Here is a 23,701-nt window from a genome sequence, read left to right as displayed (position 1 = left end):
CGTCGGGAGCGCCGAAACTGCGTAGGCGAGAACCATGCGCGCTATTCGGACACTACCCGGCTGTTGCCGGTCTGCGAAGGCGCGCGATTTTATCAGGCTTGAGCCGCAGCGGCCATCCTCAGGCCGACAGCAGGGCCATATCCGTTCAAAAAAAACCGTTGATGCGCGGTGTCGGTGGCATCCTGCATGGCTGTATAAGGTATCGCGATTAACCGTCTATCGTTATGACAGTGCGAAAACTTACCCGGAGCGTGTGAATGTTTTGCGTCGGGCAACGGTCACAGTCTTGCTCGATCGTCTTCATGCGGTCTGTTCCAGCCGCTCTTGTCGTCAGGAATCTTCCATGCGTTTTTGTAAATTCTTGCTTGTGAGTTGTTTGTCAGTAGTCAGCCTGGTCAGTCACGCCGAAACCGTCAAAGGCCTTTACCAGGTGCGCGAGCCGGTGAATGGCCAATCGCCCGAGGAGCGCGACCAGGCGACCCAGCGTGCGTTGGACACCTTGGTGTTGCGCCTGACCGGCGACCCCAAGGCCGCTCAAAGTCCGGGGCTGGCAGCGATTCGCAAAGACCCGCAACAGATCATCAGCCAATACGGCTTTGAGGCGGGGCCGCCGGAAGTCCTGAAAGTCGATTTCGATCCGGGCACCACCGAGCAGGCCTTGCGCCGCGCCGGCCTGGCGATGTGGGGGGGCAATCGGCCGTCGATCCTCGGCTGGTGGTTGAATGACTCCACCGAGGGTTCAAGCCTGGTGGGCGACGGTCAGGCCAGCGCGGCGCCGCTGCGTCGGGCGGCCCAGCACCGTGGCTTGCCATTGCGCTTGCCGTTGGCGGACTTGAATGAGCAGATCGTCGCGACCGCGCCGAATCTGGAGGGCGCAGATCCCGCGCCTTTGCAAGCGGCATCGGAACGCTACAACGCCGACGCCCTGCTCGCGGTACACGCCAAGGAAGAGGGCGGGCAGTGGCAAGCCAGGTGGCAATTGTGGCTGGGGGATAAAAAAGAGGCGGGTAGCGTGCAAGGCGCCGATCAGGCCGCCGTGGCCGATGCGGTGATGCTGGCGGTCAACGAGCGCCTGGCGCCGCGGTTTGTTGCCAAGGCCGGTGCTTCGAGTGAGCAATTGCTGGAGGTGCAAGGCATGAATCTTGAGCACTACGCGTCCCTTGGGCGCTTGCTGGAGCCATTTGGCGGGCGTGTGCAAAGTGTCGACGGCGACCGGATTGTCTATAGGGTCAATGGCAGCGCCGATCAGCTGCGTGCACAACTGTCGCTGGCGAGGCTGCAGGAAGCGCCTGCGGGTCAGGCACCGGCCCCGGCAGTGCCGGTTCAGCCTGCCGCCGGTGGTGCGGTGCCTGCCCCAGCGCCAGCCCCGACACCACAACTGCGTTATCGCTGGTAGTTTTTCTTTCTTTATATAGAAGCAATGGAGTGGTTCATGGCCGATACGCGGCGTTGGTTCTGGCTCGGTGGGGTGGTCCTGCTTTGTGCGTTTGTCTGGTTGTTGCATCCGATCCTGACGCCATTCCTGGTGGCGCTGCTGTTGGCCTACCTGTTCGACCCGCTGGTGGATCGGCTGGAGAAGGCAGGCCTGTCTCGAACCTGGGGCGTCGTGGCGGTGTTTGCCCTGTTTACATTGATCTTCACCGCGCTGCTGCTGGTATTGGTGCCGTTGCTCGCCAGGCAGTTGTTTCGTTTGTATGAGCTGGCCCCGCAGATGCTCGACTGGCTACAGCACACGGCGTTGCCTTGGGCGCAATCGAAGTTTGGCTTGTCGGAAGGTTTCTGGAAGTTCGACAAGCTCAAGGCCGCCATCAGCGAGCATATGAGCCAAACCACCGATATTGTCGGCGTGGTGCTGAGTCATGCCACTGCCTCGGGGTTGGCGTTGATTGGCTGGCTGGCGAATCTGGTGTTGATTCCGGTGGTGAGCTTCTACTTGTTGCGGGATTGGGACCTGATGATGGCCAAGATCCGCAGCCTGCTGCCCCGTGATCGTGAAGCGCGCGCGGTATCCCTGGCGGGTGAATGCCATGAAGTGCTCGGCGCGTTCGTTCGCGGACAGTTGCTGGTGATGGTGGCCTTGGGTGTGATCTACGCAGCGGGCCTGATGCTGGTCGGGCTGGAGCTGGGCTTGTTGATTGGGCTGATTGCCGGTCTGGCGGCGATCGTGCCGTACATGGGGTTTATCATCGGCATTGGCGCGGCGCTGCTTGCGGGGTTGTTCCAGTTCGGTGGTGATCTTTACCCGATGCTCGGCATTGTCGCGGTGTTCATGGTCGGCCAGGCGCTGGAGGGTATGGTGCTGACGCCGTTGCTGGTTGGTGACCGGATTGGCCTGCACCCGGTGGCGGTGATTTTCTCGATTCTGGCCGGTGGTGAGCTGTTTGGCTTTACCGGTGTGCTATTGGCATTGCCGGTCGCGGCGGTGATCATGGTGCTGGTGCGTCATGTGCATGATTTGTATAAGGATTCTGAAATCTACGGGAGTGTCGACGAGCCGGAGTGGTAAGGGGCGTCGATGGTTGATGGCGGGTTGCCCGGGTTCATGCCGGATCAGCCTGCTTGCATCGCGCGACTGTCACATGCACCGCCAAAGAAACTGTCATAAAACCGGTGCATTAACGCAAACCTTTGATTTTGCTTGTTGTCTGTCGCATTGTGCGACCCGGCTCACGGGTATAAACTTCGCAAACTTTACACAGAGGCCACTAACGGTTCCTTTGGAACTGTTCAGTCAGGATGAAACCGATTCAGCTGCCCCTAGGTGTGCGTCTGCGTGACGACGCCACCTTTATCAATTACTACCCAGGCGCCAATGCCGCTGCACTCGGCTATGTCGAGCGGCTGTGCGAAGCCGACGCCGGCTGGACCGAGAGCCTGATATACCTTTGGGGCAAGGATGGGGTCGGGCGTACGCATCTGTTGCAGGCCGCCTGCCTGCGCTTCGAGCAATTGGGGGAACCTGCGGTCTATCTGCCGCTGGCCGAGTTGCTCGATCGCGGTATTGAAATTCTCGACAACCTTGAGCAGTACGAGCTGGTCTGTCTCGATGACCTGCAGGCGGTTGCCGGCAAGGCGGACTGGGAAGAGGCGCTGTTCCATCTGTTCAATCGCTTGCGCGACAGTGGTCGACGCTTGCTGATTGCCGCGTCGACATCCCCCCGTGAGTTGCCGGTGAAGCTGGCGGATCTCAAATCGCGCCTGACCCTGGCCTTGATCTTCCAGATGCGCCCGCTGTCCGATGAGGACAAATTGCGTGCCCTGCAATTGCGCGCATCCCGTCGCGGGCTGCATCTGACCGATGAAGTCGGGCATTTCATTTTGACTCGCGGTACCCGCAGCATGAGTGCGCTGTTCGAGCTGCTCGAGCGTCTCGATCAGGCCTCCCTACAGGCTCAGCGCAAGCTGACAATCCCGTTTTTGAAAGAAACCCTCGGCTGGTAAACCCGCTGAATCCGGGGCTTTTGCCAGTTCGGCGAATTACAGGCACCAGAAACCCCGCTTTCCTGCCCGATTGCAGGCTGCGCGTATGTTTAAAATGGGCTTAAGCGCTTAGATGTAAACGAGAAACGGATAAGTCACAAAAAGATCGATTGAATTTGCAAATGAGGATGATAGCGGGCATAGTCTCGGCTTCTTTACAACTATCAGCCACGGTCGTGCCCATGCTAAATCGCTTCGCACCCCTCGTGCCTCTCGCACTCGTTACCCTGTTGTTCGGTTGCGCTGCCCACACTCCGGTGTCCCAGCAAGCCCCGCAGCAACAGGTTCAAAACTCCGTTACTGCCCAGTCTTCCGCTTTCTTTCAGGAAGAGCTGGCGACCGAAAAAGAACTCGCAGACTTCGCTGGCGGCAAGTCCTACCAGCTTCCGGTCCTGGCCGACAGCATCCTCGAACGTGGCATGTCCCTGATCGGTACCCGTTACCGTTTCGGCGGTACTTCTGAAGCCGGCTTCGATTGCAGCGGTTTCATCGGTTACCTGTTCCGCGAAGAAGCGGGCATGAACCTGCCACGCTCCACCCGCGAAATGATCAACGTGGACGCTCCGCTGGTCTCGCGCAGCAAGCTTGAGCCGGGCGACCTGCTGTTCTTCGCAACCAACGGTCGTCGCGGTCGCGTCAGTCACGCCGGGATCTACCTGGGTGACAACCAGTTCATCCACTCCAGCAGCCGCCGTAGCGGTGGTGTGCGGATCGATAGCCTGGGTGACAGCTACTGGAGCAAGACCTTCATCGAAGCCAAGCGCGCCCTGGCGATGGCACCGAATGCGTCGCCAATCGTCACTGCACGTAAATAAGCGGACAATTTGTAAGGCGAACTTAAAGTCTTACTTGAAGTTTGCCATATAACCGCTAGAATCCTGATATATGAATGATGGCAAACCGCCTGCGTCACGCGCAGGCGGTTTTCTTTTCTGCATTCCCAGCAGAAAAAAGCCGCAGCCAGATCAGGATGCTCTGCTTATGACGACGTCGGCCCGCCTCGCAATCATGTTCTTCGCTGCGCTACTCAGCGCCTGCGCCAGTCGTACACCGCCACCTGCGCCGGTGGTTCGCGCTCCCATCGTATTTGGCTCCTCACAAGCTTTTTCGCCCGAAGCGGAAGACGTGCTGTTTCGCGCGCTCGGCCTTGTGGGCACGCCTTATCGCTGGGGTGGCAACACGCCGGATTCCGGATTTGATTGCAGCGGCCTGATCGGCTACGTGTATCGCGATGTCGCCGGTATTTCCTTGCCGCGCACCACTCGCGAGATGATCTCCATGCAAGCGGCGAATGTGGGCAAGGAAGGCCTGCAAACCGGTGACCTGATTTTCTTCGCCACCAATGGCGGTTCCCAGGTCAGTCATGCCGGCATCTACGTGGGAGAAGGGCGCTTCGTCCACGCGCCGGCCACCGGCGGCACCGTGAAGCTCGACAGTCTGTCCAAGGCCTATTGGCAAAAAGCGTATCTGAGCGCCAAGCGTGTTCTGCAGCCTGAACACCTGGCGCGCAACCCGTAACATTCGGAGCTGCCGGTCATGACTGCTCGCACGCTCAATCTCGATGATGCCCTGTACCAATACTTGCTCGATGTCTCCCTGCGCGAAACGCCACTGCTCAAGCGCTTGCGCGATGAGACCCAGGCGCTGCCGATGGCACGTTGGCAGGTGGCTCCGGAGCAGGGGCAGTTTCTCGCTTTGCTGGTGAAACTGACGGGGGCCAGGCGCTTGCTCGAAGTCGGCACCTTTACCGGTTACAGCGCCCTGTGCATGGCGGCGGCATTGCCCGCTGACGGTTCGCTGATTTGCTGTGACATCCCCGGCGACTACAACGCCATCGCACGGCGCTACTGGCAGGAGGCGGGGCTCGCCGGGCGGATTGACCTGCGCCTGGCTCCGGCGCTGGAAACCCTCGCCGAGCTTGAGCGACAAGGGCAGGGCGGGCAGTACGACCTGGTGTTCATCGATGCCGACAAGGCCAACTACCCGGCTTATCTGGAGCACGCCCTGGGATTGCTGCGGGTCGGTGGGCTGGCGGTGTTCGATAACACCCTGTGGAGCGGGCGTGTGCTCGAGGCCAATCCCGAGAGTGCGGACACTCGCGCCATCCAGGCGCTCAACCTGGCCTTGAAAGACGATGTGCGGGTGGATCTGTCGTTGTTGCCGTTGGGTGATGGTTTGACCCTTTGCCGCAAAAGGTAAGCGCTGACTCCGATCCAATGTGGGAGCGAGCTTGCTCGCGATGGCGGTGGGTCAGGCAACATCAAAGTTGAATGTGCAGGCCTCATCGCGAGCAAGCTCGCTCCCACAGGTGGCTTGGCAGCCATTATTTAGCTGCCGAAACCCGCCACACCTTGTTCCCCACGTCATCGGCCACCAACAGATCACCTTGCTGGTCGATCACCACGCCCACCGGGCGGCCCATGGCTTGTTCCTTGTCGTTGAGAAAGCCGCTGAGCACTTCAATGGGCCTTCCGACAGGTTTGCCCGCACTGAAGGGCACGAAAATCACTTTGTAGCCACTGTGGGGATTGCGGTTCCACGAGCCGTGCTGACCGATGAATGCCCCTTGAGTGAATGGCGCCGGCAGCTTGCTGTTTTCGGCGAAGGTCAGGCCCAGTGACGCCGTGTGCGGGCCGACGGCGTAGTCCGGGGCAATGGCCTTGGCCACCAGGTCCGGGTTCTGCGGCTCGACACGAACATCGACATGCTGGCCGTAGTAACTGAACGGCCAGCCATAGAACGCGCCGTCTTTCACCGAGGTGATGTAGTCCGGTACCAGATCACCGCCGATTTCATCCCGCTCGTTGACCGCGGTCCACAGTGCGCCACTGTGCGGTTCCCAGGCCATGCCGTTGGGGTTGCGCAGGCCGGAGGCGAAGATCCGGTGCCGGCCGGTGGCACGGTCCACTTCCCAGATCGCTGCGCGACCTTCTTCCTTGTCCATGCCGTTTTCGGCGACGTTGCTGTTGGAACCCACGCTGACGTAGAGCTTGCTGCCGTCCTTGCTGGCGATGACGTTTTTGGTCCAGTGGTGGTTCAGCGGGCCGCCCGGCAGGTCGATCACCTTGATGGCTGGTGACTTGATCTGCGTATCGCCGTTTTCATAATGGAATCGCAGCAGGCTGTCAGTGTCGGCCACGTACAGGTCGTTGCCGACCAGCGTCATGCCGAAAGGGGAATTGAGGTTTTGCAGAAACACCGTGCGGGTTTCCGCGATGCCATCGTGATCCTTGTCCCGCAGCAACGTGATGCGGTTCGGGCTGGGCACGGTAGAGCCGGCACGCCCCATGACTTTCTTCATGACCCAGCCGCGAATGCCATTGCCGTCTTCGGGTTTGGGTGGTGCGGCGGTTTCCGCCACCAGCACATCGCCATTGGGCAGCACATAAAGCCAGCGCGGGTGATCCAGGTCTTCGGCAAAAGCGGTCACTTGGGTGCCATTGGCGGCGATGGGCTTCGCACCCTGCGGCCAACCGATGGCCGGGGCGATGTTCAGGGTCGGGATCAGGGTTTTGTTCGGTTCCGGCAATTGTGGCGATGGACCGGTGCCGTCGGAGACTTGCAGGCGGGAGGTCTCGCCACAAGCGGCGAGCCCTCCGCAGAGCGCGATAACGAGAACGAGCGGGGGCTTGCGCATGCTGGTGTTCCCTATGAATGCCTTGTTCTAATCATAGAGATGCGTTGTCGTCCGATGGTTCAACCCTTAGCCACGTGCTTCCTTGAACAGCACCGCAATGCCGGGGTGATAGTTGCCGGCTTCGTTGCGCAATTTGCGATAGGCGTATGGGAAATACCAGGCGACCGCGCAGGTGTGTTCCTTTTGCAGGTCGTCGACCATGTCCTGGAGTTCTTCCGGTGTGGCGCCTTGCTGGGCTTTTTGCGGGGCGACGAACAGGCAGCCGAGTTTCAGGTCGCTGGCGTGGCTCAGTCGCTTCGCATCGCTGGCGATGTCGAGCAGGGCCTGAGTCAGGTTGAGGCTGTTGACCCGTGGCCAGCGCTGGCTGGTCTGGATATAGGCGCGGGTTTCCGGCGAGGCGAGGAACAGGTCGGCACGGCTGTTGCGCTCGCCTTCTTCGGTCTGTTTGCGGGTTGGCGTCTGTTGCAGCGTGACCATCCCGGCCATCCAGGCGGCGGCAGACAGCAGTCCGAGATTGGCTTTTTCGTCGTGCCAGTACGGTGTGTCGCCATCACCGCGGACGGCGTTATAGCGGTCGATGCATTCGAACCAGCGCTCGAGCACCGGGCGCAGGAATTCCAGCTTTGGATTGCTGATGATCATGCCTTGCATGGGCTCACCCTTGTTATTGTGTTGTGGGGATTGTGGCTCTTTGATATCACTGCTTTGGGCGTGGCACAAGATTGACGTCAGTTTATTGATTGATGGCAGATATTCGGTCGATCGCCTCCCGGCTTTAATTGACGCTCCACCCCCAACCCTCTAACCTTCGCGGCTTGTTTCAGGTGCTCTGTGGCTTGGGTCGACAGAGTGAAACAGGGAAGCCGGTGAGTGAATCCTTCTGTTGGTCGAAGGCCCGCAATTCCGGCGCTGCCCCCGCAACGGTAAATGAGTGAAAACTGTGTCTGATGCCACTGTGTCGATTCGATGCGGGAAGGCGCACAGTCTGGCCTCGCGCCACTCATGAGCCCGGAGACCGGCCTGATTCATCCAGCGGCATCACGGTGGGCGATGCCAGGCTTTTTGCCTTCTATTCTTGTGCCTGCCCGCCGTTATTCCTGCCTCAACGGAGAGCTCCCCCATGACTGATACCCCCGATCGTGACGAACGCCACCTGGCGCGCATGCAGCGCAAAAAAGCCGTGATCGACGAGCGCATCGCCAATTCCCCGAACGAATGCGGCCTGCTGCTGGTGTTGACCGGCAACGGCAAGGGCAAGAGCAGTTCGGCCTTCGGCATGCTTGCCCGCGCCATGGGGCACGACATGCAATGCGGCGTGGTGCAGTTCATCAAGGGCCGCAACAGCACCGGCGAAGAGCTGTTCTTCCGGCGCTTTCCCGAGCAGGTGCACTTTCATGTGATGGGCGAAGGCTTTACCTGGGAAACCCAGGACCGCCAGCGCGACATCGCCGCCGCCGAAGCCGCCTGGGCGGTGTCGCAGCAACTGCTGCGCGATCCGTCCATCGGTCTGGTGGTGCTGGATGAGCTGAACATCGCTCTCAAGCACGGCTACCTCGATCTCGATCAGGTGCTCAGCGACTTGCAGGCCCGGCCGCCGATGCAACATGTGGTGGTCACCGGTCGTGCAGCGAAGCCGGAAATGATCGAGATGGCCGACACCGTCACCGAAATGGGTGTGATCAAACACGCCTTTCAAGCCGGGATCAAAGCGCAGAAAGGCGTCGAATTGTGAATCAGCCTCGACTCTGTCCGGCGGTACTGATTGCCGCGCCGGCTTCCGGCCAGGGCAAGACCACCGTCACCGCGGCGCTGGCCCGATTGCATCGCAATCAGGGGCGCAAGGTTCGCGTGTTCAAGTGCGGCCCCGACTTTCTCGACCCGATGATCCTCGAGCGCGCCAGCGGTGCGCCGGTGTATCAGCTGGACATGTGGATGGTTGGTGAGCAAGAAAGTCGCCGGCTGCTGTGGGAAGCCGCTGCTGAAGCCGACCTGATCCTGATCGAAGGTGTCATGGGGCTGTTCGACGGTACGCCGTCGAGCGCCGATCTGGCACGGCATTTCGGTGTACCGGTGCTGGGTGTGATCGATGGCACTGCCATGGCCCAGACCTTTGGCGCCCTGGCCCTGGGGCTGGCGCGTTATCAGCCGGACTTGCCGTTCGCCGGGGTGCTGGCCAATCGTGTCGGTACGCTGCGCCACGCGCAACTGCTCGAAGGCAGCCTGACTGAAGGTTTGCGCTGGTACGGCGCGCTGTCCCGGGAAACCGGGATCGAATTGCCGAGCCGGCACCTGGGGCTGGTGCAGGCCAGTGAGCTGAACGATCTCGACCTGCGCCTCGATGCGGCCGCCGATGCACTGGCCAGTAGTTGCGAGGTTGCGCTGCCGCCGGCGGTCGAGTTCGCCGCCCCTGATGTCATTGCAGCCGAACCGCTGCTGGCCGGTGTGCGCATTGCCGTCGCCCGCGATGAAGCCTTTGCGTTCACCTACGGCGCGAGCCTGGATCTGCTGCGGGCGATGGGCGCCGAGTTGTCGTTCTTCTCGCCGATCCGCGACAGTGCGTTGCCGGAGGCGGACAGCCTGTATCTGCCCGGTGGTTACCCGGAACTGCACCATGTTGGGTTGGCGCAAAACACCGCGATGCTCGACGCGATCCGTGCCCACCACCGGGCAGGCAAACCGTTGCTCGCCGAGTGTGGCGGCATGCTGTATCTGCTCGATTCCCTGACCGATGTCGAGGGCACTCGCGCCGAACTGGTTGGCTTGCTGGCCGGTGATGCGGTCATGCAAAAGCGTCTGGCCGCGCTGGCGTTGCAAGCGGTGGAATTGCCGGAAGGTTCGCTGCGCGGGCACACCTATCACCATTCGCTGACCACCACTGAACTGGCGCCGATTGCCCGTGGCTTGAGCCCTAACGGCGGACGCGGAGCGGAGGCGGTCTACCGTGAAGGGCGGATGACCGCCTCTTACGTGCACTTTTATTTCCCGTCCAATCCCTCGGCGATTGCCGCATTGTTTGCGCCTGAGCAAAACCCTGTGGGAGCGAGCCTGCTCGCGAAGAGTCCATGACGGACAACGCATTTTCCGAAGCCGAACGCGCAGCGGTCTATCGCGCCATCGCCGAACGGCGCGACATGCGCCACTTCAGCGGCGGCACCGTCGAGCCCGAATTGCTGCTGCGCCTGCTCGAGGCCGCACATCAGGCACCGAGTGTCGGCCTGATGCAGCCCTGGCGCTTCATCCGCATCAGCGATCGCGCCTTGCGCGGGCGAATCCAGGCCCTGGTGGAAGAAGAACGCGTCCGCACCGCCGAAGCCCTCGGCGAGCGCAGCGACGAGTTCATGAAGCTCAAGGTGGAAGGCATCAACGATTGCGCCGAGGTACTGGTCGCCGCACTGATGGACGACCGCGAGCAGCATATCTTCGGCCGCCGCACCTTGCCGGAAATGGACATGGCCTCGCTGTCCTGTGCGATCCAGAACCTGTGGCTGGCATCCCGCGCCGAAGGGCTGGGCATGGGCTGGGTGTCGCTGTTCGAACCACAGGCACTGGCGGACCTGTTGAGGTTGCCACCGGGAGCCAAACCGCTGGCGGTGCTGTGCCTTGGGCCGGTGAAGGAATTCTATCCGGCACCGATGCTGGTGCTCGAAGGCTGGGCGCAGGCGCGTCCGCTACATGAATTGCTGTATGAAAACTATTGGGGAGTGAGTCAATGAGTGTGGCGTTGTTGAGTGTCGCTGCGGTTGCGCTGGATGCGCTGCTGGGCGAACCCAAACGCTGGCATCCGCTGGTGGCGTTCGGCCGTTTTGCCGACCGCATCGAGCAACGCTTCAATGGCGGCGGTCGCGGCTGGCGCAGTCATGGCGTCACCGCGTGGGTGATCGCCGTGTTGCCGCTGACGCTGTTGGTCACGGCATTGTCCTGGGCGCCTTATGTCGGCTGGATCATCGAGATTCTCGCGCTCTATTGCGCCCTCGGCATGCGCAGCCTCGGTGAGCACGTCACGCCTGTGGCCAAGGCATTGCGCGGCGATGATCTTGATGAAGCGCGCAAACGTGTGAGTTATCTGGTCAGCCGTAAAACCAGTGATCTGGATAAAACCGAAGTCGCCCGTGCCGCTACCGAGTCGGTACTGGAAAACGGCAGCGACGCAGTGTTCGCGGCGTTGTTCTGGTTTGCCGTGGCGGGTGCGCCGGGCGTGGTGCTCTATCGCCTGAGCAATACGCTGGATGCGATGTGGGGTTATCGCAATGAGCGCTTCGAACGGTTCGGCTGGGCGGCGGCGAAGGTCGACGACGTGCTCAATTACATTCCTGCGCGCCTGGTGGCACTGACTTACGCGCTGCTGGGCAAAACCCGGCTGGCGTTGAAATGCTGGCGCACCCAGGGCCCGACCTGGGACAGCCCGAACGCCGGCCCGGTGATGGCGGCAGGGGCGGGTGCCCTTGGCGTCGAATTGGGCGGGGCGGCGATTTATCACGGCGAACTGCATCAGCGTCCGCAGTTGGGCGAAGGCGTGCCGGCGGATGCCGACTCCATTGACCGGGGCTGGCAATTGGTCCAGCGCGGGGTATGGTTATGGTTGCTGATTCTCTGCCTGGGGGCCGAACTTTATGCTTGAACACGGGGGGCGATTGCGCAAGGCGGCGCTCGAATACGGCATAGATGAAGCCGACTGGCTGGATCTGTCCACGGGCCTTGCGCCCTGGCCGTTTCCTGTGCCGGATATTCCGCTGCGGGCCTGGGCCCGTTTGCCGGAAGCGGACGATGGTCTGGAGCACGCCGCCTGTGATTACTACGGCACCTTGCAGGCATTGCCGGTGGCCGGCTCGCAAATGGCAATCCAGCTGCTGCCGCGATTGCGTCGGGCGGGCAAGGTCGGCGTGCTGTCGCCGTGTTATGCCGAGCACGCTGAAGCGTGGCGTCGTAACGGCTACATCGTGCGTGAAGTGCTGGTGCACGAAGTCGACTTCTTTATCGACAGTTTCGATGTGCTGGTGGTGGTCAATCCGAATAACCCCACAGGCTTGAGTCTGACGCCCAGTCGCCTCCTCGACTGGCACGCGCGGCTGGCCCAGCGCGGTGGCTGGCTGGTGGTGGACGAAGCGTTCATGGATAACACGCCGCATCTGAGCCTGGCTCCGTATGCCCATCAAGTCGGGTTGATCGTCCTGCGCTCCTTCGGGAAGTTTTTCGGCCTGGCCGGAGTGCGCCTGGGGTTTGTGCTGGCCGAGCGCAAGTTGCTCAAGTTGCTGGCTGAACAAGTGGGGCCGTGGGCCGTGAGCGGGGCAACCCGGGTAGTGGGCCAGGCCTGCCTGCGCGATACCGAAGGGCAGACGCGGCAACGGGTGCGCGCGGATGAGGCCAGCGAGCGCCTTGCGTCGTTGCTGGAACAACAGGGGTTCCAGCCTCAGGGCGGTTGTGCGCTGTTCCAGTGGCTGATCACCGAGCGCGCCGAAGAGCTGCATGAGTTCATGGCCCGGCGCGGCATTCTCCTGCGATTGTTCACGCACAACAGCAGCCTGCGATTCGGCTTGCCCGGTGACGAAATCGCCTGGGTACGACTGGCGCGGGCGTTCGACGATTTCGCCAAGGAAAACCAATGACCACGCTGATGGTGCAGGGCACTACATCGGACGCCGGTAAAAGCACGCTGGTAACCGCGCTGTGCCGTTGGGTCACACGTCAGGGCATAAGGGTGGTGCCGTTCAAGCCGCAGAACATGGCACTCAACAGTGCGGTGACCGCCGACGGCGGCGAGATCGGCCGCGCCCAGGCGGTACAGGCCCAGGCCGCGCACCTTGAACCGCACACCGACATGAACCCGGTGTTGCTCAAGCCCAACAGTGACACCGGTGCCCAGGTGATCATCCATGGCCGCGCTGTCACGACCATGAATGCCGTCGCCTATCACGACTACAAAACCATCGCCATGCAAGCGGTGCTGGCCTCCCACGAGCGCTTGAGCGCGGCGTATCCGCTGGTGATGGTCGAGGGCGCGGGCTCGCCGGCGGAAATCAATCTGCGGGCCGGCGACATCGCCAACATGGGCTTCGCCGAAGTGGTGGATTGCCCGGTGCTGCTGATCGCCGATATCAATCGCGGCGGGGTTTTCGCCCACCTGGTAGGCACCCTCGAACTGCTGTCGCCGAGCGAACAGGCGCGGGTCAAAGGCTTCGTGATCAATCGTTTTCGTGGCGACATCGCGTTGCTGCAACCCGGTCTCGACTGGCTCGAAGAGCGCACCGGCAAACCGGTGATCGGCGTGCTGCCGTACGTGATGGACCTGCACCTGGAGGCCGAGGACGGCATCGATCAACGCCAGACCGATAAAGCCGAGCAGGTGCTGAAGGTGGTGGTGCCGGTGCTGCCGCGCATCAGCAATCACACCGATTTCGATCCGCTGCGCCTGCATCCGCAAGTGGACCTGCAATTCATTGGCCCCGGCCAGGCGATTCCGCCTGCCGACCTGATCATTCTTCCTGGCTCGAAAAGTGTGCGCAGCGACCTCGCGTACCTGCGGGCCAACGGCTGGGACACCGCCATCGCCCGGCATCTGCGTTACGGCGGGAAACTGCTGGGGATTTGTGGCGGCCTGCAAATGCTCGGTGAGCAAGTGCATGACCCGCTGGGTCTCGAAGGTGCGCCGGGTTCCAGTGCCGGTTTGGGGCTGCTGGCGTTCCAGACTCTGCTCGAACAAGAGAAGCAATTGCGCAATGTGCGTGGTCGCCTGGCGCTGGAAGATGCGCCCGTTGCGGGTTATGAAATTCATGCCGGCGTGACCACCGGACCGGCCCTGGAACATGCCGCCGTGCATCTGGATGACGGCCGCTGTGATGGTGCGCAAAGTGCTGACGGGCAGATTTTCGGCACCTACCTGCACGGGCTGTTCGAATCGCCAGCGGCGTGCAGTGCGCTGCTGCGCTGGGCGGGTTTGCAGGAGGTGCAGGACGTGGATTACCACGGCTTGCGCGAACGTGATATCGAGCGGCTGGCGGATCTGGTGGAGAAGCATCTGGATACCGGGCTGTTGCGGAAGCTCTGTGGGGTATGAGGTGACTGTCATGGCCCCTTCGCGGGCAAGTCGGACCGCCGCATCGCCGCTCCTACAGGGTTATGAGGTGTACCCAATATTTATGATCGACGCAGGTCAACTGTAGGAGCGGGCTTGCCCGCGAAGGGGCCAGTCGCCTCACCGAAGATTTCAAGGAAACAACCATGCTCCAACTGATCCTCGGCGGCGCCCGCTCCGGCAAGAGTCGCCTGGCTGAAAAACTCGCCATCGACAGCGCGCTGGCCGTGACCTACATCGCCACCAGCCAGCCACTCGATGGAGAAATGAGCGAGCGGGTGGCCCATCATCGCGCCCGTCGTCCTGCCGAATGGGCATTGATCGAAGAGCCGGTGGAGCTGGCCCGGGTGCTGCGCGAATCCGCCCGCGCCGACCGCTGCCTGCTGGTGGATTGCCTGACCCTGTGGCTGACCAACCTGCTGATGCTCGACGATGCCGAGCGCTTGCAAGCCGAGCGTGATGCCTTGCTGGACTGCCTGGCGTTGTTGCCGGGTGAAATCATTTTTGTCAGCAACGAGACCGGAATGGGTGTCGTGCCGCTGGGCGAATTGACTCGCCGCTATGTCGATGCAGCCGGTTGGCTGCATCAAGCTCTGGCTGAGCGTTGTCAGCGTGTCGTCCTGACCGTCGCCGGCCTGCCCCTGACTCTGAAAGGAACTGCGTTATGACTCAATCCTGGTGGCTGAACCCGTGCAAGCCGGTCGATACCCAAGCGGTCGAACAGGCCCAGGCGCGGCAACAGCAACTGACCAAACCGGCCGGCTCCCTCGGCCAGCTGGAAGCGGTGGCGGTGCAACTGGCGGGATTGCAGGGGCGGGTCAAGCCGAGTCTGGAGCAGGTGTGGATTGCGATTTTTGCCGGCGACCATGGTGTGGTCGCTGAGGGGGTGTCGGCGTTTCCCCAGGAAGTGACCGGGCAGATGCTGCTCAACTTCGTCAGCGGTGGTGCGGCGATCAGTGTACTGGCGCGGCAGTTGGGCGCTTCCCTTGAGGTGGTGGACCTCGGCACGGTGACGCCGTCGCTGAACCTGCCGGGCGTGCGGCACCTGAATGTCGGCCCAGGCACGGCGAATTTTGTCCAGGGGCCGGCCATGACCCAGGCCCAGGGGAAACTCGCCTTGCAGGCCGGTCGTGACAGCGTGCAGCGGGCAATGTCCACCGGTGCGCAGTTGTTTATCGGTGGCGAAATGGGCATCGGCAACACCACCGCCGCCAGCGCCCTGGCGTGTGCGCTGCTCGATTGCCCGGTGGGCCATTTGACCGGGCCAGGCACCGGGCTCAACGCAGAAGGTGTCAGCCACAAAGCCCAAGTGATCGAACGCGCCTTGGCATTGCATGGTGCGCAGCGTGGCGATGCCTTGCAGACCCTGCTCAACCTCGGCGGTTTTGAGATCGCCGCGCTGGTCGGTGCCTATCTCGCCTGTGCCCAGGAGGGTGTCGCGGTGCTGGTGGACGGCTTTATTTGCAGTGTCGCGGCGCTGGTTGCGGTGCGCTTGAATCCTGATTGCCGTCAGTGGCTGTTGTTCGGTCATCGCGGCGCCGAGCCGGGGCATCGTCATGTGCTGGAAGCCCTGAAGGCGCAACCCTTGCTCGATCTCGGCCTGCGGCTTGGCGAAGGCAGTGGCGCGGCATTGGCTGTGCCGCTGCTGCGCCTGGCGTGCGACCTGCACGGGCAGATGGCGACCTTCGCCGAAGCCGCCGTGGCAGATCGTCCGGCATGACCTTGCGCCTGGATCTGTTGCGGCACGGTGAAACCGAACTCGGCGGCGGCCTGCGCGGCAGTATCGATGATGCATTGACCGATAGGGGTTGGGCGCAGATGCGCGCCGCGGTGGTCGGGCAAGGGCCATGGGATCGGCTGGTCAGTTCACCCTTGCAGCGTTGTGCGCGGTTTGCCGAGGAGCTCGGTGCGCAATCGGGTGTGCCGGTGCACCTGGATAAAGACCTGCAAGAGTTGCATTTCGGCGCCTGGGAAGGGCAGAGCGCGGCGGCGTTGATGGAAACCGACGCGCAGGCGCTGGGTTTGTTCTGGGCCGATCCATATTCGTTCACGCCGCCTCAGGGTGAGCCGGTAGCAGATTTTTCGGCGCGGGTGCTGGCAGCGCTGGAGCGTTTGCACGCGACCTGTGCCGGTGAGCGCATTTTGCTGATCAGCCATGGCGGTGTGATGCGCCTGTTGCTGGCACAAGCCCGGGGGTTGCCGCGAGAACAACTGCTCAATGTTGAGGTCGGGCATGGCGCACTGTTTTCGCTGACGCTGGAGTCTGCCGGTGTGTTGAAGGAAGTGCTCTGACCATGCTGCCATTCTGGATCGCCCTGCAATTTCTCAGCAGCCTGCCGATTCGCCTGCCCGGCATGCCTGAGCCCCGGGACCTGGGGCGGTCGCTGCTGTTTTATCCGCTGGTGGGACTGCTGTTTGGCGCGATTTTGTGGGTATTCAACTGGCTGCTGCTGGGCACGCCGACGTTGCTGCACGCGGCGTTACTGCTGAGCGTTTGGGTACTGCTCAGTGGCGGGTTGCATCTGGATGGCCTGGCGGACAGCGCCGATGCCTGGCTCGGCGGTTTTGGCGACCGTGAGCGTACGCTGACCATCATGAAAGACCCGCGCAGCGGGCCGATCGCCGTAGTGACGCTGGTGCTGGTGTTGTTGCTCAAGTTCACCGCGCTGCTGGCGCTGATCGAGCAATCGCATTCGCTGGCATTGATCATCGTGCCGTTGATAGGTCGCAGCGCATTGCTCGGCTTGTTCCTGACCACGTCCTATGTGCGTGCCGGTGGCCTGGGCCAGGCATTGGCCGATCATCTTCCGCGTTCGGCGGGCAAGCAGGTGTTGGCGGTCAGTGCGCTGGCTTGTGGGCTGATCGCCGGTGTCAGTGGTGTGCTGGCGTTGGTGCTGGCAGCGCTGGGGTTCGTCTGGCTTCGCCAGGTGATGCTGCGGCGCCTGGGCGGCACGACGGGTGACACGGCAGGCGCAATGCTGGAGTTGCTGGAAGTTGCAGTACTGGTAGGCTTGGCGCTGTTCTGACTGTTACTCCGGTTCTGTAACTTGATTTAACCGACTCGCGGGTATATACACGCACCATGCTCGATTCCCAATGTTTATGCATCAACCTGCGTCGCGCCGCCCGTGGCGTCAGCAGGCATTATGACGGCGCTCTCGACGGCTTCGGGATCAACGTTGCGCAGTATTCTTTGCTGTGCAACCTGCAACGCCTGGATCAGCCGAGCATCTCAACCCTGGCCGAGGCGATGGGGCTGGATCGCAGCACCTTGGGACGCAACTTGCGGGTGCTGGAGGGTGATGGCCTGGTGACGCTGGTCGAGGGCGAGGACATGCGCAACCGCATCGTCCTGCTGACCGAGGCCGGGGCAGAGCGCCTCAAGGCCGCCTTGCCGGCCTGGGAGGCCGCGCAGCAGCGTTTGATCGATCGCCTGGGGGCCGAGAAGCGCGAAATCTTACTGAAGCTGCTGGATGAACTGGCATGATGCCGGTTTTTTCGATTATAAGCGGGTATATACCCGCTACCGGAGAACAACAATGACATCGATGTGGCGTACATGCGGCTGGGTTCTGTTGGGGAGTGCGCTGATCCTTGCGTTGTCTCTGGGCGTTCGACATGGCTTCGGGCTGTTTCTGGCACCGATGAGCGCCGAGTTCGGCTGGGGCCGTGAAGTCTTTGCCTTCGCCATCGCTTTGCAGAACCTGATCTGGGGCCTTGCCCAGCCATTCACCGGCGCGCTGGCCGACCGCTTCGGCGCAGCGAAAGTGGTGCTTATCGGTGGCGTCCTGTACGCAGCGGGTCTGATGTGCATGGGGCTCTCCGACTCGGCGGTGACCCTGTCGCTGAGTGCCGGCCTGCTGATCGGTATCGGACTGTCCGGTACGTCGTTCTCGGTGATTCTGGGTGTAGTCGGCCGCGCGGTGCCACCGGAAAAACGCAGCATGGGCATGGGGATCGCCAGTGCTGCGGGTTCGTTCGGCCAGTTCGCGATGTTGCCCGGCACCCTCGGTTTGATCGGGTGGCTTGGCTGGTCCGCGGCGCTGCTGGTGCTGGGCTTGCTGGTGGCGCTGATCGTGCCGCTGGTGAGCATGCTCAAGGACAAGCCGCTGCCTGTCCTGGGGCACGAACAAACCCTTGGCGAAGCGCTGCGCGAAGCCTGCTCCCACTCCGGATTCTGGCTGCTGGCGTTCGGCTTTTTTGTGTGCGGATTCCAGGTGGTGTTCATCGGTGTGCACTTGCCGGCCTATCTGGTGGATCAACATCTTCCGGCGACGGTTGGCACCACGGTGCTGGCGCTGATCGGCCTGTTCAACATATTCGGCACCTATACCGCTGGATGGCTCGGCGGGCGCATGTCCAAGCCGCGTTTGCTCACCGGTTTGTATTTGCTGCGGGCGGTGGTCATTGCGTTGTTCCTGTGGGCGCCGGTGACAACCACCACGGCCTACCTGTTCGGCATGGCCATGGGCTTTTTGTGGCTGTCGACGGTGCCGTTGACCAACGGCACGGTGGCGACCTTGTTTGGTGTGCGAAACCTGTCCATGCTCGGCGGGATTGTTTTCCTGTTTCACCAGCTCGGTTCGTTCCTGGGCGGCTGGTTGGGTGGCGTGGTGTACGACCGTACCGGCAGCTATGACTTGATCTGGCAGGTCGCGATTCTCTTGAGCCTGTTGGCCGCCGCCCTGAACTGGCCGGTGCGTGAACGGCCGGTGGCGCGCCTGCAAACACAAATGAGTGCGATATGAACAGTCTCTGGCCTCGTATCACGATTTTCGCTGTTTGCGCCTTGCTGCTTGCCCTGACATGGTGGGGCTGGCATCAGGGCGGGCTGGCGCTTTTGCAGTTGGGCATGGGGACTTGCTAGCGGGATGGCGGGGCGAGTAACGTCGAATCCTGACGAATTCTCAAGGGTGTCCCGACATGCTGATGCGCTGCCTGGCAGTTCCCGCGTTACTGGTCGCGTTTTCCGGGTTGGCTCACGCGGCAGGTTGCCCGGATCTTTTGCAAGGCTCGTTGCCCAAGTTGCGTGCCAAGGAATCCATCGATTTGTGCCAGCGCTTCGCCGGTAAACCGTTGGTGGTGGTCAATACCGCAAGCTTCTGTGGCTTTGCTCCGCAGTTCAAAGGCCTTGAGGCGCTGAACCAGCGCTTCAAGGGGCAAGGGCTGGAGGTGATTGGCGTTCCGTCCAATGACTTCAAGCAGGAGTCCAGGGACGGTGCCGAAACCGCCAAGGTCTGCTACGTCAACTATGGCGTGACCTTCACCATGACGGAGCCGCAAAAGGTTCGTGGCGACGATGCGACGCACTTGTTCCAAGTCCTCGCCAGTCAAACCAGCGCGCCGAAGTGGAATTTCTACAAGTATGTGGTGGATCGCCAGGGCAAGGTGATCGCCAGTTTCTCCAGCCTGACCAGGCCGGATGATCCCGAGTTCATCGCCGCGGTGGAAAAAGCCCTGGCTTCACCGCCGCTCGTTTCGACCCCCTGACCTGTAGGAGCGAGCCTGCTCGCGATGGACGCGAACGATGACGCGTGCTTTCAGGATGTACGAGACGCCTTGAGGTTTTCGCGAGCATTCGAGCGTCGACCGGCTGCTCCTACAAATGAAAAGCCCCGCCTCCGTGAGGAGAGCGGGGCTTTTTTGATTCCGATGGCGAGCGGTTCAGGCTCGCCGGGAATCATCAGAAGCGGTAGGTCGCACCGACACCGAAACCGTTGGCGCTGTTTTCGTACTTGGCGCTGTAACTGTCTACCAGGTTGGAGCGATTCATTTTGACAGCTTCTTCCTTCAGGTAGGAGTAGGCGACGTCGATGGTCAGATCATCGGTGACGTTGTAGCCGGCGCCAAGGCTGAAGATTGTGCGGTCACCTGTAGGAATACGTGGGGATCGGTCGGTATTGTTGGTAGGCGACTGGTCAAAGCTCAGGCCGGTGCGCAATACCCACTGCTTATTCAGCTGGTAGGAGGTACCGATGGCGTAGGCCCAGGTATCGTGCCAGTTCTGCTCTTCCGTAATGGTGCCGAACAGGGCCGGGGACAATGCACCGCCTTGTGCCGCGGTTACGCCGTCGTTGTTGACGGTGATGTCTTTCAAACGGCTCCAGCGAGTCCAGGTGGAACCTGCATAAAGGGTCCACGCATCCGTCAGCTGTTGTGTCACGGAGAAGTCGACAGATTCAGGTGTTTCGATTTTCAGCGAAGCATCGTATCGATTGCTTTTCAGGAGGGCGGAAGGTGAATTTGCGCCTGCGCTGATATCGGTATGACCTTCAATCTTGTATTTCACTTTCGAGTGATAGGTCAGGCCGACACGAGTGGTGTCTGTTGCTTGTACCAGGACCCCGAAGTTGTAGCCAAGAGCGACATCATCCCCTTTGATTTTGACGTGGGTATCGCCAAAAAGAGGTACATCCGACTCCAGAGTGCCGCCAATGCGGTTGATGGTCGGGCCGAAACCAATCGATACTTTGTCGTTAAAGGCGTAGCTGACGGTAGGCTGGAAGGTGACAACCTTGACTTCGCTCTTGCTGCCGAAACCGGCACCCTGGAAGCCATTTTCATAGTCGGTAATCAGACCAAAAGGTGCGTAGACACCGAGGCCGAATGCCCAGTGATCATCAATCGGCTTGACGTAATAGCCCATCGGAACGGCTGTGAATGGCACCATGTCGCCTTTGTTGGTACCCGGGTGGGCGCCTTGGGCGTCTTTGATATCAGACGAGGCATCGATAGCTGCGATCCCGCCAGTGACTTCCTGGCGCTTGATTCGCGACATGCCGGCAGGGTTGCCAAAAACAGTGCTTGCATCATCGGCAGATGAAGAGCGTCCCGCAAAACCAGTCCCCATTCCACTGATGCTCTGTTCGTTGAGGGCAAAGCCACTCGCGAAGATCTGGGTGGATGCCAAGGCAACGGCGAGGCTAAGGGTGGTTTTGAGCATTACTTTTTTCATTATTAGAACTCCTGGTGATCACCGGGGCGAAAATTACCAATATTTTCGTCCCGGCGCCATAGGCTGTATCGCTTGATTTAGAGCGGTTTTGTAGGACAATCCGACCAGAATCGCGGCGTGTTGCGCGATCTTTGGATTCAGACGTGTCAGCAGGCGACCTGATTCAGGGGTGAAACACAGGTTTGCCAGGCGCAGGTGAAATCACGCAGACGCCCCTGGGGCTGAAAGGTCTGGCGCCAGATTCTGGCCATACCCAACAAATCATCAGGGGCGGGGAGGGGGGTATTCTGTTCTTCCACCAGCAGCCAGGCGATGGCTGTGGCGTAACGCAGGTTGACGGTCAATTCGAGGTGCGGGCCACTCAGAAACGCATGCTGGCTGGCCAGGCCACGGACCAGGCTTGCACGCTCCGGATCAAGGGCCAGGTAATGGTCCCAAAGGGCCTGGTGGCGGGGCTCGGCGATGCGGTACAGGCCGTGCCCACGGCGGTCATGCAGGGCGGAACCAAGGGCGGACTGGCTGGCGGCAATGCCCAGCAGCAGGGATTCGGCAGTAGCGCTATGGCGTCCGAGGTAGATCAATGTCGGACGAATCACATAACGGCACAGTTCGCTGGCAGCGATACCCATAAAACCCTCGAAACCTGAGTTGGACGGCGATACCTGAAGGGGGGGGCTTGGCAGCAGTGAATCGAATCAGGCTCGCCGCAAGCGGGTCAAGCCGCTTGAGTTGAAGTGTAGTGTCATATTTGCGTTGTAAAGGCCTGTTTTTAAAATATTTCCAGCGACCAGTTATAACCGTTATATCGGATCGTGCTTAGTCGTGATTCGAGGAAAGGGAAATATCGAGCAATAAAAAGCCCTGCTTTTCGGGGCAGGGCTTTCGGTTTTTCAGCCTTTCTGGCGTTTCAGGCAACCAGTGCCTGACGGGTACGCTCGATCACGGCCTGCAGCGGCTCGGCGCTGGAGTATTGATCGGGGTACAGGCGTTCGCTGTGACGGGCGATGCCATGTTCATTGACCAGAGTGAAGCTGAAGCAGCCTTTGCGAGCGGCCATGATCAGGCAATTCATTGGAGCAAAAGCGTTGGTTAGGGTGCGAATGGCATCCTGAGTGTGGATTTGAGTGGACATAATTGGTGTTCCTACAAGCGACACGGATAAGAACCGTGCAAAGTTAAAACGTTCCAGTGACGACGACCACCATTGGTCGAACGAAGAACCCGACTGGAACAAAGCAGCCAGTTTGAAGCGCTGACAAGTTGGCGCGCTTGGGCTGGCAGGTAGGTACTTAGGAGGGCAGGCAACACATCGAGGGCAAAGGTTCTGGGCCCGGGGTGAAGATCCTGATCAATTTGCAGGTTGGTTCGAGCAGAGTAAGCAGGCGGAGCAACACCCTTTGCTTTCGATTCAAAGGTTGTGTTGGCGCAAGATTTACCTGGAAACCATCGAGGTGGTCGATCCCGCTAGTTCGGTGGAGGCTTCCGTTGGGAAGGCTGACCGGGGGGATTTGTTCGACCAGAATTGACTTTCAGCTTGGTACTAACGCCGCGGATACTAACGGATTGAACCGGCCAAGGGAAGTGTGTTAGCGAAAAGAATTTCCCGGCAGGTGCTCAAGCGGGCTGTTTTGTCTTGTAGCCAAGCGTATGAAGTTGCTGTGCCTGCGATTGCTACGCCCTGTAGCAGAACAAAATCCGACCATCGGTCATCGACCTTGGTAGCAACGCAGCCGTCTAAACACCGGGTTTGCCAAGGCTTATCCCCAGGCATGACCAAAAAACGCGCCGAAAAAGTGCATCGATATAACCGTCGCGAAGGCACTTGTGCACATTAGTTGCGCACTCTGTCACCCCGCTGTCATCTCACGTTCAAGCGTAGTGGCTGCCTGTATCCAAAATTTAAGTCAATGAAAAACATCGCTTTTTTTTACTGGTGAAAAAATCGTCAGTTTGACTGCGAGCCCCATTCCACAGGGCTTTGAGCGGGTTCAGGAGCGGTTGTCCACTGAGTTATCCACAGCTTCTGTGGATTGTCCCGAGCGCTTGCTCTAGGACGGGCGTGCCGGGATATTTTCAGCTTTACCTGTAAGAAAAAGAGAGTAAAGTTGCGCGCCTTCCGATCTGCCCCACAGTGCTTTATGAAGTTTCGCTCAGCCTCCGTTTCCTCTTCCTCTACACCACCCTCTGCTGCCCCTACCAAGCGCTTTTCCATGCGCGTGGCAGAGTGGCTGTTGGACAGTCCGCATCTGGGCGAAAACCGTAACGTCAAACATATTGCCGGACGTCTGCTCAAGCAACCGGCCCGTGAAGGCGTGGTGGCTGCGCAAAGTCGCCTTGGCCAATTGATGTGCCGGGAATGCGGGAATGCCCGGGACCGCCGGATCGGCCAGGACCTGCTGCGTCAGGCCGCTCGGGCAGGCGATCGCCGCGCTCAACAGGAACTGGGGCTGATCGAAGACTGAGCTGTCCAAGATCTGGCGCCTTGGTTAACCTTCAGGCTTTATTCGAATGGCAGGAGTGGCTATGGCAATGGACTTGACCAGCGTATTGCTGGGTCTGG

25 protein-coding genes and 1 riboswitch are annotated in these 23,701 nt (G+C 60.8%); of the genes, 20 read left to right on the top strand and 5 right to left on the bottom strand.

Annotation, left to right across the window (positions count from 1 at the left end; genetic code table 11):
• Window positions 1–343: 343 nt before the first annotated feature.
• The 6 genes from AC1DKH_RS13240 (at window position 344) to AC1DKH_RS13215 (ending at window position 5,679) form a co-directional block, all read left to right on the top strand.
• Window positions 344–1,396, top strand: a complete 1,053-nt coding sequence (locus tag AC1DKH_RS13240; RefSeq protein WP_477798375.1) for a DUF2066 domain-containing protein — start codon at window positions 344–346, stop codon at window positions 1,394–1,396.
• 36 nt (window positions 1,397–1,432) lie between these two features.
• A complete protein-coding gene (locus tag AC1DKH_RS13235) occupies window positions 1,433–2,506 on the top strand; it encodes an AI-2E family transporter (RefSeq protein ID WP_477753345.1) in 1,074 nt (357 codons plus the stop codon).
• A gap of 230 nt (window positions 2,507–2,736) precedes the next feature.
• Window positions 2,737–3,441, top strand: a complete 705-nt coding sequence (hda, locus tag AC1DKH_RS13230) for a DnaA regulatory inactivator Hda (RefSeq protein ID WP_007898944.1) — start codon at window positions 2,737–2,739, stop codon at window positions 3,439–3,441.
• 221 nt (window positions 3,442–3,662) lie between these two features.
• Window positions 3,663–4,295, top strand: coding sequence for a C40 family peptidase (locus tag AC1DKH_RS13225; RefSeq protein WP_477753344.1), 633 nt, complete (start codon window positions 3,663–3,665; stop codon window positions 4,293–4,295).
• Between the two features lie 166 nt (window positions 4,296–4,461).
• The gene (locus AC1DKH_RS13220) at window positions 4,462–4,998 is read left to right on the top strand and encodes a C40 family peptidase (RefSeq protein WP_477762469.1); all 537 of its coding nucleotides are present in this window, start codon (window positions 4,462–4,464) and stop codon (window positions 4,996–4,998) included.
• Between the two features lie 18 nt (window positions 4,999–5,016).
• On the top strand, window positions 5,017–5,679 hold the full coding sequence (locus AC1DKH_RS13215) for a class I SAM-dependent methyltransferase (RefSeq protein WP_477753342.1): 663 nt from the start codon (window positions 5,017–5,019) through the stop codon (window positions 5,677–5,679).
• 124 nt (window positions 5,680–5,803) lie between these two features.
• Here AC1DKH_RS13215 and AC1DKH_RS13210 read toward each other — a convergent pair whose 3' ends face one another.
• Window positions 5,804–7,117, bottom strand: coding sequence for a PQQ-dependent sugar dehydrogenase (locus AC1DKH_RS13210; protein ID WP_477798374.1), 1,314 nt, complete (start codon window positions 7,115–7,117; stop codon window positions 5,804–5,806).
• 66 nt (window positions 7,118–7,183) lie between these two features.
• Window positions 7,184–7,768, bottom strand: coding sequence for a hypothetical protein (locus AC1DKH_RS13205; RefSeq protein ID WP_477753340.1), 585 nt, complete (start codon window positions 7,766–7,768; stop codon window positions 7,184–7,186).
• 154 nt (window positions 7,769–7,922) lie between these two features.
• Window positions 7,923–8,155, top strand: a riboswitch (cobalamin riboswitch).
• Window positions 8,156–8,237: 82 nt separating this feature from the next.
• On the opposite strand from AC1DKH_RS13205, the gene cobO reads away from it, so the two are divergent.
• The 13 genes from cobO to AC1DKH_RS13140 all read left to right on the top strand — a co-directional run bounded on the left by cobO (window position 8,238) and on the right by AC1DKH_RS13140 (window position 19,676).
• On the top strand, window positions 8,238–8,849 hold the full coding sequence (cobO, locus tag AC1DKH_RS13200) for a cob(I)yrinic acid a,c-diamide adenosyltransferase (RefSeq protein WP_477798373.1): 612 nt from the start codon (window positions 8,238–8,240) through the stop codon (window positions 8,847–8,849).
• Window positions 8,846–10,183 carry a cobyrinate a,c-diamide synthase gene (locus AC1DKH_RS13195; RefSeq protein ID WP_477798372.1) on the top strand — a complete coding sequence of 446 codons (1,338 nt, stop codon included), beginning with the start codon at window positions 8,846–8,848 and terminating at the stop codon, window positions 10,181–10,183. Before cobO ends, AC1DKH_RS13195 begins: the two co-directional genes overlap by 4 nt.
• Complete coding sequence (bluB, locus tag AC1DKH_RS13190) at window positions 10,180–10,830, top strand: 5,6-dimethylbenzimidazole synthase (protein ID WP_477798371.1); 651 nt, start codon at window positions 10,180–10,182, stop codon at window positions 10,828–10,830. Before AC1DKH_RS13195 ends, bluB begins: the two co-directional genes overlap by 4 nt.
• Window positions 10,827–11,735, top strand: coding sequence for an adenosylcobinamide-phosphate synthase CbiB (gene cbiB / locus AC1DKH_RS13185; protein WP_477753337.1), 909 nt, complete (start codon window positions 10,827–10,829; stop codon window positions 11,733–11,735). The genes bluB and cbiB overlap by 4 nt, the downstream gene beginning before the upstream one ends.
• Complete coding sequence (gene cobD / locus AC1DKH_RS13180) at window positions 11,728–12,720, top strand: threonine-phosphate decarboxylase CobD (protein WP_477753336.1); 993 nt, start codon at window positions 11,728–11,730, stop codon at window positions 12,718–12,720. The genes cbiB and cobD overlap by 8 nt, the downstream gene beginning before the upstream one ends.
• The gene (locus tag AC1DKH_RS13175) at window positions 12,717–14,168 is read left to right on the top strand and encodes a cobyric acid synthase (protein ID WP_477798370.1); all 1,452 of its coding nucleotides are present in this window, start codon (window positions 12,717–12,719) and stop codon (window positions 14,166–14,168) included. Before cobD ends, AC1DKH_RS13175 begins: the two co-directional genes overlap by 4 nt.
• A gap of 164 nt (window positions 14,169–14,332) precedes the next feature.
• Window positions 14,333–14,854 (top strand): bifunctional adenosylcobinamide kinase/adenosylcobinamide-phosphate guanylyltransferase, encoded by a 522-nt coding sequence (cobU, locus tag AC1DKH_RS13170; RefSeq protein ID WP_477762460.1) that lies wholly within the window; start codon window positions 14,333–14,335, stop codon window positions 14,852–14,854.
• Window positions 14,851–15,906, top strand: a complete 1,056-nt coding sequence (gene cobT, locus AC1DKH_RS13165) for a nicotinate-nucleotide--dimethylbenzimidazole phosphoribosyltransferase (RefSeq protein WP_477798369.1) — start codon at window positions 14,851–14,853, stop codon at window positions 15,904–15,906. Before cobU ends, cobT begins: the two co-directional genes overlap by 4 nt.
• A complete protein-coding gene (gene cobC / locus AC1DKH_RS13160) occupies window positions 15,903–16,478 on the top strand; it encodes an alpha-ribazole phosphatase family protein (protein ID WP_477798368.1) in 576 nt (191 codons plus the stop codon). The genes cobT and cobC overlap by 4 nt, the downstream gene beginning before the upstream one ends.
• A 2-nt stretch (window positions 16,479–16,480) precedes the next feature.
• Entirely contained in the window at window positions 16,481–17,212 is a 732-nt protein-coding gene (locus tag AC1DKH_RS13155) for an adenosylcobinamide-GDP ribazoletransferase (protein WP_477798367.1), read from the top strand.
• Between the two features lie 56 nt (window positions 17,213–17,268).
• Entirely contained in the window at window positions 17,269–17,673 is a 405-nt protein-coding gene (locus tag AC1DKH_RS13150; protein ID WP_477788449.1) for a MarR family winged helix-turn-helix transcriptional regulator, read from the top strand.
• Between the two features lie 52 nt (window positions 17,674–17,725).
• Window positions 17,726–18,934, top strand: coding sequence for an MFS transporter (locus AC1DKH_RS13145; RefSeq protein ID WP_477788448.1), 1,209 nt, complete (start codon window positions 17,726–17,728; stop codon window positions 18,932–18,934).
• Between the two features lie 175 nt (window positions 18,935–19,109).
• A complete protein-coding gene (locus tag AC1DKH_RS13140; protein ID WP_477798366.1) occupies window positions 19,110–19,676 on the top strand; it encodes a glutathione peroxidase in 567 nt (188 codons plus the stop codon).
• A 193-nt stretch (window positions 19,677–19,869) separates the two neighbouring features.
• Here the strand turns inward: AC1DKH_RS13140 and AC1DKH_RS13135 are convergent, their stop codons facing one another.
• The 3 genes from AC1DKH_RS13135 to AC1DKH_RS13125 form a co-directional block, all read right to left on the bottom strand.
• Complete coding sequence (locus AC1DKH_RS13135) at window positions 19,870–21,141, bottom strand: OmpP1/FadL family transporter (protein ID WP_477753328.1); 1,272 nt, start codon at window positions 21,139–21,141, stop codon at window positions 19,870–19,872.
• 146 nt (window positions 21,142–21,287) lie between these two features.
• Window positions 21,288–21,770 (bottom strand): hypothetical protein, encoded by a 483-nt coding sequence (locus tag AC1DKH_RS13130; protein WP_007984504.1) that lies wholly within the window; start codon window positions 21,768–21,770, stop codon window positions 21,288–21,290.
• Between the two features lie 278 nt (window positions 21,771–22,048).
• The gene (locus tag AC1DKH_RS13125) at window positions 22,049–22,273 is read right to left on the bottom strand and encodes a hypothetical protein (RefSeq protein WP_007898912.1); all 225 of its coding nucleotides are present in this window, start codon (window positions 22,271–22,273) and stop codon (window positions 22,049–22,051) included.
• A 1,006-nt stretch (window positions 22,274–23,279) separates the two neighbouring features.
• Here AC1DKH_RS13125 and AC1DKH_RS13120 point away from each other — a divergent pair.
• A complete protein-coding gene (locus AC1DKH_RS13120) occupies window positions 23,280–23,603 on the top strand; it encodes a sel1 repeat family protein (RefSeq protein WP_477753327.1) in 324 nt (107 codons plus the stop codon).
• The last annotated feature ends 98 nt before the right edge of the window (window positions 23,604–23,701 follow it).

This window comes from Pseudomonas sp. 05L36 (genome assembly GCF_056398125.1).
Note: the sequence above shows the minus strand (reverse complement) of the source record. Positions and strands in the feature narration are given on the sequence as shown.